Below are 9,058 nucleotides of genomic sequence, written 5' to 3'. Positions count from 1 at the left end.
GTCACGGAAATTAAGGGCTATTAACCTTCTAAACCCATGTTCATCACCATCAACAAGTCGAGCAATAGCAAATGATTTTCTCCGTACAAGCCGCGCCTTGCGCACAATAGAGGCATCCACACCAATACTTAAAGAAAAATCAAAAGCCCGCTCATACGCATCTTCTATTATTTGACGATATGCGATATTTTTAGAAACACCAGAATCATGCAACCTATACATTCCAAGAATGCTTTTATTTAAATGTATAAATCCTTCTAAACCAAGCCTACGTATATAAATTTCGAAATCAACGTAGTCAATCCCACCAATCAAAACTTCAGATTTAATAGATCTATACATAGTACTACTATGAATGAAATATGTGCCCAACAATAAAAGATCTTTTATCTCAGCAAAAATAGGCAAATTGCCATTGCCAATCATTCTGTCACTACCAACAACACCAACAGCATGAACAGATATTTTGACATCATGAAACCTATCCAATACATTAGCTTGCGCGGCCAATTTCCCAGGCAAAGCATAATCATCACCATCCATATGCGCCACATAGTCACCCCTAGCCAATGCATGGACATCGAGATAATTTTTGGCTGCTCCAATATTCTTCTCTCGAAGAACTGGGCGAATGATATTTGGGTATTGAGTGGCGAAGTCGCTCACAATGGCGCGAGTACCATCTGTTGAACAATCATCCCCCACAATGATTTCAAACGGGAAATCTGTTTCCTGATCGACCAAACTTTGCAGGCATTGGGCGATGTATTTTTCTTGGTTATACGTCACCACGCACACTGAAACCTTGGGGCGCGGGGTTTCTGGGGATGAGGGTGTCGTGGGGGTCATGGGGAAGCAGTCAAAGGGTTCGGGCCAGCCATTTTTGGCGGATGAAGCCTCGGCATGGGGCGGAGCTGAGGGCGGCCAAGGCCATCACGGCCATGCCGATGAGCAGCAAAAGCGCCACCAGCCCGAGACGGGATGCGGGAGGACTCAGGAAGGCCATGGCCGACAGGGCGGCAACCGCCGTGACCAAGGCCACAGGGCCGACATCCTGAAAAAGCCAGCGCCCATGCAGTCCCGGCGCAAAACGTCGGTGAACCAAGGGCACCCAGAAGAGAAAATAGGCTGCGTTGGCACCCAACCAAGCCCAACCGGCGCCAGTGGCACCAAAGTTCAGCGTCGCCCAAATCACGGTGGGGATCAGCAGCCCCACGAAGAGCACGTTGCCAAGCAGGTGCAGGCGCACATCGCCCTTGGCGAACTGAAGGTAATAGGGAAAAGCGCCCAACGCCAAGATGCCGTTGCCCAAGGCGTAAAGGCGCAGGATGGGTGCGGCGTGCGCGGCGGTGGTGGCGTTGCCAGTCCAGGCCCAGAGCAGCGGCTCGGCAAAACAAGCCAGCATCAGGGCCACCGGCAGCGCAATCACCGCCACCCACTGCGTGGCCTTGCGGTAAAGGTCGATCAAACCTTGCTCGTCGTGCTGCGCTTGCAGCCGACTCAGGCGCGGCAAAAGCGCGGTGCTGATCGGACCGCTGACGATCGACACCCCACCCGCCACCAACACCGCCAAGGTGAAATAAGCGTATTCGCCCAAAGGCAAGAGTTTGGAGAGCACCAGCTTGTCGGTCTGCGTCACAAACACCCACACCGCACTGGTGAAAGCGATGCTGAGCGAAAACTTGAGCACGCCGCGCAAAGGGGCCCACGCCCAACCCACCCGTATCCCTGCAACCCCTGCAGGCAAAGCCGGCATCAAGCGATAGGTTTTGACCGCCAGCACCGCCGTTTCCACACAGGCCACCGCGAGCTGATAACCGAAGAAATGCGCTGGCGTGGTGCCCCACAGATAAAAGACGGGCAACACCAAGACAAAACGCGCGGTGGCCATGGCGGCGTTCAACTGACCCAGCCAAACCTGCTGCTCAAAGCCCCCAATCGCGCCGCGATACAACCCGGCCACCCAACGCAGGCCGATGATGGCCGCCATCAACTCAATCGCCAGCCGCACCTGATCCAGCGGCAAATGCTCCACCTTGAGCCAGCGCGCCGCGATGGCGTCGGCCCCCACCATCAGCGCCAGCGCCCCAAGCAGACCCACGGCATAGAAAACGCCTTCCAGCGCGCGCAACAACTGCCGCAGCTGCAAGGCGTCCATCGCCCCGCCGGCAAAGCGCGCCGTCTCACGCGACATCGTGGGTGCCAAACCCATATCGAGCAGCAAAAACCACGCCTGCAACATCGCATAAAAGCCAATCAACCCATAGGCTTCGGCACCCATGAACTGGATGTAGACCGGCACGATCACGATGCCGATCAACGTGACATAGATCTGGCTGGCGTAGCTGGCGAGGACGTTGCGCTTGAATGACATGCCAACAACTGAAGAAATCAATCCCAATACTTGTTCTTGGCGACATGAGAAACATAGTCCTCACGCGTCACCCCGACCACCACTTTGTCGTGGTGTTGGCCCTCTCTGAAAAACCAATCGCGGCGAATACCCTCGTGCTGCCAACCACACTTATCGATATAGAACTTAATGGATCGATGATTGTAGGCAATCATGTCACCATCAAGACGATGAAGCCCAAGCTCCATGAAGGCATATTTCATGATGGCATGAACAGTATCCAAGGCATAGCCTCTTCCACGTAAATTGGCTTTACCAATCATCATGCCGTGATACGCATTTTTATTTTTCCAGTCGATATTCACAAGATTGGCCGTACCAATCAAGCCTTCTTCGGGCGTATCGATGCAAAAAACATGGTCGGTTAGATTGCCGTCTTTCCGCCCCCGGACCCAATCTTCTGTGGATCGACTCGAGAACGGAAAATGCCATCCGCCCAGCATGCGCCATATTTCTGGATCATTGCTCCAACGGTGCAAATCAGGAATATCAGCCAATTCAGGGGCTCGCAGTGTGACAATTTTTCCGCAAATATTCATAGAGCACCTTGGTGAGTCAAATTATGCGCAAAGAATCATTGAATCCATGATCGAACAAGTTTAATCATTCGATCCATATCTTCCGAGCCATACCGTTGATCGCAAGGCAAAGCCAAACACCGATCAGCGTAGTGAGCGGCCCATGAGGATGCATCGGCACGTGTGCGAACGTCTGGCCAATAGGTAGGCACAAAAATGCGTTCGGCAATCAATTTTTGCCTCAACGAGGCGTCATGAACAAGCCATGGATAGCTCAAAGGTCCGTTGACCGTCTCTGCCCGAATCTCGAAAAGATTGCTGGCACCGAGCGCAGCATGCAAAACACCGAAATTGGCATTGCGCTTGATCCGGGCTTGTTCAACGTCGAGTGTTTGAAAGAGCTTGCTTGTCAAGCAAGACATCGCCTTGGGTTCGATGTCTTCTTCAAGACTGGCTTCGGCGCTCTGATAGTCGCTATAGCCCGACTCCGGCGTCTCAGAGCAACGACGGAGCAAATGCCGCATACGGTCTAGGCTGCGCTCATCCACCGCCACAGCCGGCTCAACGGGCTGCGCGGTGAACATCAAACCGCCATCGGGCAGAGGGAAGAATTTTCTGGGCGAATAGATGGTGGCCAAACATGCCCGAGGTTGCGCATAAAAAGCTTGGGAATAATCCAGCACCACCTGTTGCGGATCAAATCGGGCCAACACCTTGTCCACTTCGGCGTCACAAAGACCGAAGTAATTGACATACAAGAGCATGTCGGTTGACGCCAAGGTGATATCGGTCGCGATGCCCAAATGGGCATCCACCGCATAGAAACAAAGCTCGATCCCCGCATGACGCACCGGGGCAAGCATCGCGTCACAAAGATAGGTCGGCAGCCATACTCTTTGAGGCCGACAAGTCCGCAGCAAAGCCAAAAAGGCCGACCGTGCAGATTGATACTTCAGTGCAGCCGAATATGTGTCATGGGTTCGATCAGGCAGAGCAAGCTCAAAATAGCCGCCCATGGCCTTAGGGGTTGCCGTCATTTTTTTCAAGCTCATAAGCCCCGAGCAAATCAACCACATGACTGGGACTGCACCACATCAAGGTGTCGATCATCGAGAGGTAGGGCACAAAGTCGGCCGAGCCTTGGGCATAGGGTGGCAGCAGCGGCTTGGTAAAGCGGAGTTCGATGCCTGCGGCCTGGAAATGCTCGGTGCTGTACAGGCTCTTTCCACCGATGGAGTTGTGATAGTGGGTGGCCTTTTTTTGACGGCAAACCTCTATCACGCGATCTTCAGCGCGGCAATCATCAGCCACGGTCAGATCGGAGGCGAAAGAAAAGACCCGAGGCACCTTCAAATAATCAAAAACCGCCGTGATGCTCTGGGCATTCTTGCGGGCAACACCAAGGTCTTGGTCGTTGATCACACCTGCAATGATCGGATACACGGCCTCAAAAAATGGTGCCTTGGCGTAAGCCGAGCGAATCTGTTTGAGAAACACCTCAAATCGGCCGGTGTAGTTGTGTTGCGCAATCGTTCTGAAACTGCTGATCGAAGCCACCGGCAGACTGAAATCAAAGCGCGCGCGATTCAACAAGATGGCGTTGCGATTGATGAAGCCCTGCTTGATGAAATTGGCATCGTCATAGAAGACGAATTCATCGACTGAAAACGCCAGCTGGTAATAGCCGATGTACGGAAAAACATAGGGCTGCATCAAGGCAAGCTTCATGCCGACCTCATCAAGCGCAAGCGCGAATCTGCGCCACCACCCGGTCTTGATCCGCGTCGCTTAAGGCGGGATAGATCGGCAGGCAGAGCACTTTGCGGGCGATCTCGCTGGCCACGGGCAGATTGCCGGGGGCGGCGGATGGCAGGCCGCGATACATGGGGAAGTCGGAGATCAGCGGATAGAAGTAGCGCCGGGCAAAGATGTTTTGCTCGCGCAAACGCTGATAGAGCGCGTCGCGGCTGAGGGGGAAATCAGGCTCGATCAGGATGGGGAAATACGAGTGGTTCGCCACCGCCTGACCGGCATCACGCACACAGCGCAAGCCCGGTACATCGGCCAGCGCAGCGCGGTAGCGGGCGTCGATGGCCGCACGGCGCACCATCGCAATATCGATGTGCTTGAGTTGCAACAGGCCAAACGAGGCGTTGAGCTCGCTCATCTTGCCGTTGATGCCGGGGGCGACCACGGTGACTTCATCGACAAAACCGAAGTTCTTCAGGTGGTCGATGCGCTGCTTGGCAATGGCGTCGGGGCAGACGATGGCCCCGCCTTCAAAGGTGTTGAACACCTTGGTGGCGTGAAAACTCAGCACCGACAAGTCGCCAAACCGCAGCACGCTGGTCCCCGGCGTGGTTTGCACCCCAAAGGCGTGGGCGGCGTCGTAGATCACCTTCAAGTTGTAGTTGTCAGCGATCTTCTGGATGGCATCCACATCACAGGGGTGGCCGTAGCAATGCACCGGCAAGATGGCGGTGGTCTGCGGCGTGATGGCGGCTTCGATCCGGCGCGGGTCGAGGTTCAAGGTTTGCGGGTCGATATCGACAAACACCGGCTTGATGCCGTTCCACAGCAACGAGTGCGCCGTGGCCACAAAGGAGTACGGCGTGGTGATCACTTCCCCCGTGATGCGCAGCGCCTGCAAGGCCGTGACCAGCGCCAACGTGCCGTTGGTAAAGAGGGCAATGTGCTCGACGCCAAGGTGCTCACACAAGGCCTTTTCAAGCTGCTGATGAAACGGCCCGCCGTTGGTGAGGATCTTGTTCGACCAGATCTGCTCTAAGTAGGGCTGGAACTCGGCCAGATCGGGCAGAAAAGGCTGGGTGACATAGATCGGTGTGGGTGCAGTCATGCGCGTTCAGATCACTTCGTGATGCAGCAGATGGTCCACATACCACGTCATGGCCAAGGCAAGGCCTTCGGCGACGCGGTGCGTGGGCTGGTAGCCAAGCAGGTTGTAGGCCTTGCCGATGTCGGCCAGCGAGTGGCGCACATCGCCGGCGCGGAACTCGCGGTATTGCGGCGCAGCGTCTTGCAGATGCGGGAAACGCGGCAACAACGCTTGGCGCAAATGGCCGTAAAGCTCGTTCAAGGTGGTGCGGTCGCCCACGGCCACGTTGTAGACCTGATTGACTGCCGCCGGATCGGTGGTCACGGCTGCCAGCAAATTGGCTTGCACGGTGTTGGCGATGAAGCAGAAATCGCGGCTGGTTTCGCCGTCACCGTTGATGTAGACCGGCTCAGCAGCGATCAGGCTCGCAATCCACTTCGGGATCACCGCCGCATACGCGCCGTCCGGGTCTTGGCGCGGGCCAAAGACGTTGAAATAACGCAGGCCAATGCTTTGCAGCGCGTAGGTGCGGTCAAAGACGTCGGCGTACATCTCGTTGACCGCTTTGGTCACGGCGTAGGGCGACAGCGGCTTGCCGATGCGCTCTTCGACCTTGGGCAGACCGGGGTGATCACCGTAGGTTGAGCTGGAGGCGGCGTAGACAAAGCGCTTGACCTTGGCGTCGCGCGCAGCGACCAGCATGTTCAGAAAACCGCTGATGTTGACGTCGTGGGTGGTGATCGGGTCTTGAACCGAACGCGGCACGCTGCCCAAGGCGGCCTGATGCAACACCAGATCGACCCCGGTACAGGCTTGGCGGCAGGTGTCCAGATCACGGATGTCGCCCCGGATGAAGCGCAGCCGCGCCCACTGCTCGGGGCTCACCAAGCTTTGGACTTCATCCAAATTGCGCTGATGGCCAGTGGCGAAGTTGTCCAAGCCCACCACGGTTTGATTGAGCTTGAGCAGGGCTTCGAGCAAGTGGCTGCCGATAAAACCGGCCACGCCGGTCACGAGCCAAGTGCGCGGCTGGGTTTGGATCTCTTGCCGAACCCGGTCAATGGCGGGCGTCATAGGCGCCAAAACCGCATGCCAGCGGCTTCAACCGCCGCCGGGTCGACCACCGACTTCACATCAATGAAGACCCCGCCGGGCTTGAGCATGCCGAGCAGCTCGCTCAAGGGGCGAGCGGTGTAGTCCGTGTGCGAGACCGCCATCACCAGCGCGTCGGCTTGGGCCGGCAAGTCTTGCCACGGCGCCAGCGTGATGCCGTACTCATGCACAGCTTCGGCGGGTTCGGCCAAGGCGTCGTGCACATGCACGTCGCAGCCAAAGTCTTGCAGCTCAGCCACCAAGTCGGCCACTTTGCTGTTGCGCAGATCGGGGCAGTTCTCTTTGAAGGTCAGGCCGAGCACCACCACCTTGGCGTTTTTCACCGCAGAGCCGGCTTGGATGAGCTTTTTGACGGTTTGCTGCGCCACATAAGCAGCCATGCCGTCGTTGATGCGCCGCCCCGCCAAAATCACTTGCGGGTGGTAGCCCAGCATGTCGGCCTTGTGCGTCAGGTAGTACGGGTCCACGCCGATGCAGTGCCCGCCGACCAAACCAGGGCGGAAAGGCAGGAAGTTCCACTTGGTGCCTGCCGCTTGCAGCACTTCGAGCGTATCGATGCCGATGCGATCGAAGATCATCGCCAACTCATTCATCAAGGCGATGTTCAGATCGCGCTGGGTGTTCTCAATCACTTTGGCAGCTTCCGCCACCTTGATGCTGCTGGCGGGGTAGACACCGGCCGTGATGATCGAGCCATAGACCTCGGCAACATAGGCCAAGGTTTCGGGGCTATCACCCGACACGACTTTGGTAATTTTGGTGACGGTGCGTTCTTTGTCGCCCGGATTGATGCGCTCAGGGCTGTAGCCGACGAAGAAATCCTTCTTCCACGTCAGGCCAGAGAATTTCTCGATGATCGGGATGCAGATTTCCTCAGTGGCCCCTGGATAGACGGTGGACTCATAGACCACCGTGGTGCCGGGGCGAATATGGCGGCCGACACTTTCAGAGCTTTTCACCAACGGCGTGAAATCGGGTTGATGCGCTTGATCCACAGGCGTGGGCACAGCCACGATGATGAAGTTGGCTTGGGCCAACACCGCTGGATCGTTCGAACACTGCAAATGCACCGCAGCCGCCAAATCAGCACTTGCAACTTCGCCTGTCGGGTCAACGTGCTGCCGATAAGCCGCAACCTTGTCCGCCGACAGGTCAAAACCCAAGGTTGGCAGCTTTTTGCCGAATTCCACCGCCAAGGGCAAGCCCACGTAACCGAGTCCGACGACGGCGAGGATTGTTTCTTTCAAGGAGCCTGCTTGCATGAGCCAAAGTGCTTTCGGTGCGGGGGGTAATGACAACCTACTGAGTAGGTTTGTCACGAATTTTATCGCCCGGGATGAAGGCAAACCCAACCCAAACGCTAATTCAGTGCCATCCCTCTTGCGACCTATCTGCGGATGGCTTTTATCGCTAAGAAAAAGCCGCTCTCTTTCATCCCCCCCGAAATGGGGGTATTTCCAGAGAAACACAGTCCGTCACGATTATTACAGATAGCGCGCCACCTCACTGCATCCTCCTGCCATGGTGACGAACAAGCCAAGTCACGGCGGCTGGCTTTTAGGCTGGCTTTAAAAAAGGGATTTTTCCCATCCAAATCGATGTGACCGACTCAACAAGAGCACCCATCAACCTGGAAACAAGCTGGCAGACTGCAACAACCTACAATTCACCAAGAGTATTTGTGAGCACTTCTTAATGATTACCTCATCAACGAACGCCTAGATTACGGTCAAAGCCCACTCCAATCCCTTAGATTGATCTGCTTGCTACTCGTCGAAAATTTCCGCCTCCATCAACCGGCGGATCACGTCAGCAACGGTTTTGTTTTCACAACTTCTTAGAGCATCACATATGAACGAGCGCACCAACCCACGTGACATCACGTCGCAAGCTTCTTCTTCAGCTGCGGCTCCGCAGGAGCACGGTGCCCATGGCATCAAGCCTGTTGCTGCCCCGATGGTTCCGGCTGGCGCACAGCCGTCCGTGGTGGTGAAGGCCCGTGCAGCAACGCTGCGCCCAAGTGACGAGCTGCTGGACGCTCTAAGCGACGAATCCACGCTGATCAATGACACCGAAGCGGCTGATCCGGTCCCCGTAGATCCCGTCCCCCCAGTGGTTGAGGCCGCCACAGGCACCGGTGCCGGCGCAGCAGGTGCTGCTGCCACCACCACCGCCCCA

At 56.2% G+C, this 9,058-nt stretch carries 10 protein-coding genes; 2 read left to right on the top strand and 8 right to left on the bottom strand.

Annotated features, from left to right (window positions below; all coding sequences use genetic code 11):
• From LEPOCDRAFT_RS02215 to LEPOCDRAFT_RS02180, 8 genes are all read right to left on the bottom strand, one after another.
• Nucleotides 1-849, bottom strand: an 849-nt coding sequence (locus LEPOCDRAFT_RS02215) for a glycosyltransferase family 2 protein (RefSeq protein WP_043909897.1), incomplete at its 3' end; no start/stop codon positions are given.
• 10 nt (nt 850-859) lie between these two features.
• The gene (locus LEPOCDRAFT_RS02210; RefSeq protein ID WP_009453589.1) at nt 860-2,374 is read right to left on the bottom strand and encodes an oligosaccharide flippase family protein; all 1,515 of its coding nucleotides are present in this window, start codon (nt 2,372-2,374) and stop codon (nt 860-862) included.
• 17 nt (nt 2,375-2,391) lie between these two features.
• Nucleotides 2,392-2,952: a GNAT family N-acetyltransferase gene (locus LEPOCDRAFT_RS02205; RefSeq protein WP_009453588.1), complete on the bottom strand. Its 561-nt coding sequence runs from the start codon at nt 2,950-2,952 to the stop codon at nt 2,392-2,394.
• Nucleotides 2,953-2,987: 35 nt separating this feature from the next.
• Nucleotides 2,988-3,983, bottom strand: a complete 996-nt coding sequence (locus tag LEPOCDRAFT_RS02200; protein ID WP_172632734.1) for a hypothetical protein — start codon at nt 3,981-3,983, stop codon at nt 2,988-2,990.
• Nucleotides 3,952-4,659 (bottom strand): WbqC family protein, encoded by a 708-nt coding sequence (locus tag LEPOCDRAFT_RS02195; RefSeq protein WP_009453586.1) that lies wholly within the window; start codon nt 4,657-4,659, stop codon nt 3,952-3,954. Before LEPOCDRAFT_RS02195 ends, LEPOCDRAFT_RS02200 begins: the two co-directional genes overlap by 32 nt.
• A gap of 10 nt (nt 4,660-4,669) precedes the next feature.
• Complete coding sequence (gene vioA / locus LEPOCDRAFT_RS02190) at nt 4,670-5,788, bottom strand: dTDP-4-amino-4,6-dideoxy-D-glucose aminotransferase VioA (protein ID WP_009453585.1); 1,119 nt, start codon at nt 5,786-5,788, stop codon at nt 4,670-4,672.
• A 6-nt stretch (nt 5,789-5,794) separates the two neighbouring features.
• Entirely contained in the window at nt 5,795-6,841 is a 1,047-nt protein-coding gene (locus LEPOCDRAFT_RS02185) for an NAD-dependent epimerase/dehydratase family protein (protein WP_009453584.1), read from the bottom strand.
• A complete protein-coding gene (locus tag LEPOCDRAFT_RS02180; RefSeq protein ID WP_009453583.1) occupies nt 6,838-8,142 on the bottom strand; it encodes a nucleotide sugar dehydrogenase in 1,305 nt (434 codons plus the stop codon). Before LEPOCDRAFT_RS02180 ends, LEPOCDRAFT_RS02185 begins: the two co-directional genes overlap by 4 nt.
• Before the next feature lie 135 nt (nt 8,143-8,277).
• Between LEPOCDRAFT_RS02180 and LEPOCDRAFT_RS02940 the strand changes: the two genes are divergently transcribed.
• Nucleotides 8,278-8,484, top strand: a complete 207-nt coding sequence (locus LEPOCDRAFT_RS02940) for a hypothetical protein (RefSeq protein WP_156793954.1) — start codon at nt 8,278-8,280, stop codon at nt 8,482-8,484.
• Between the two features lie 247 nt (nt 8,485-8,731).
• On the top strand, nt 8,732-9,058 hold a 327-nt coding region (locus tag LEPOCDRAFT_RS02175; RefSeq protein ID WP_009453582.1), incomplete at its 3' end, for a hypothetical protein.

This window comes from Leptothrix ochracea L12, from assembly GCF_000262525.1.
This window is presented reverse-complemented; position numbering and strand designations above follow the sequence as displayed.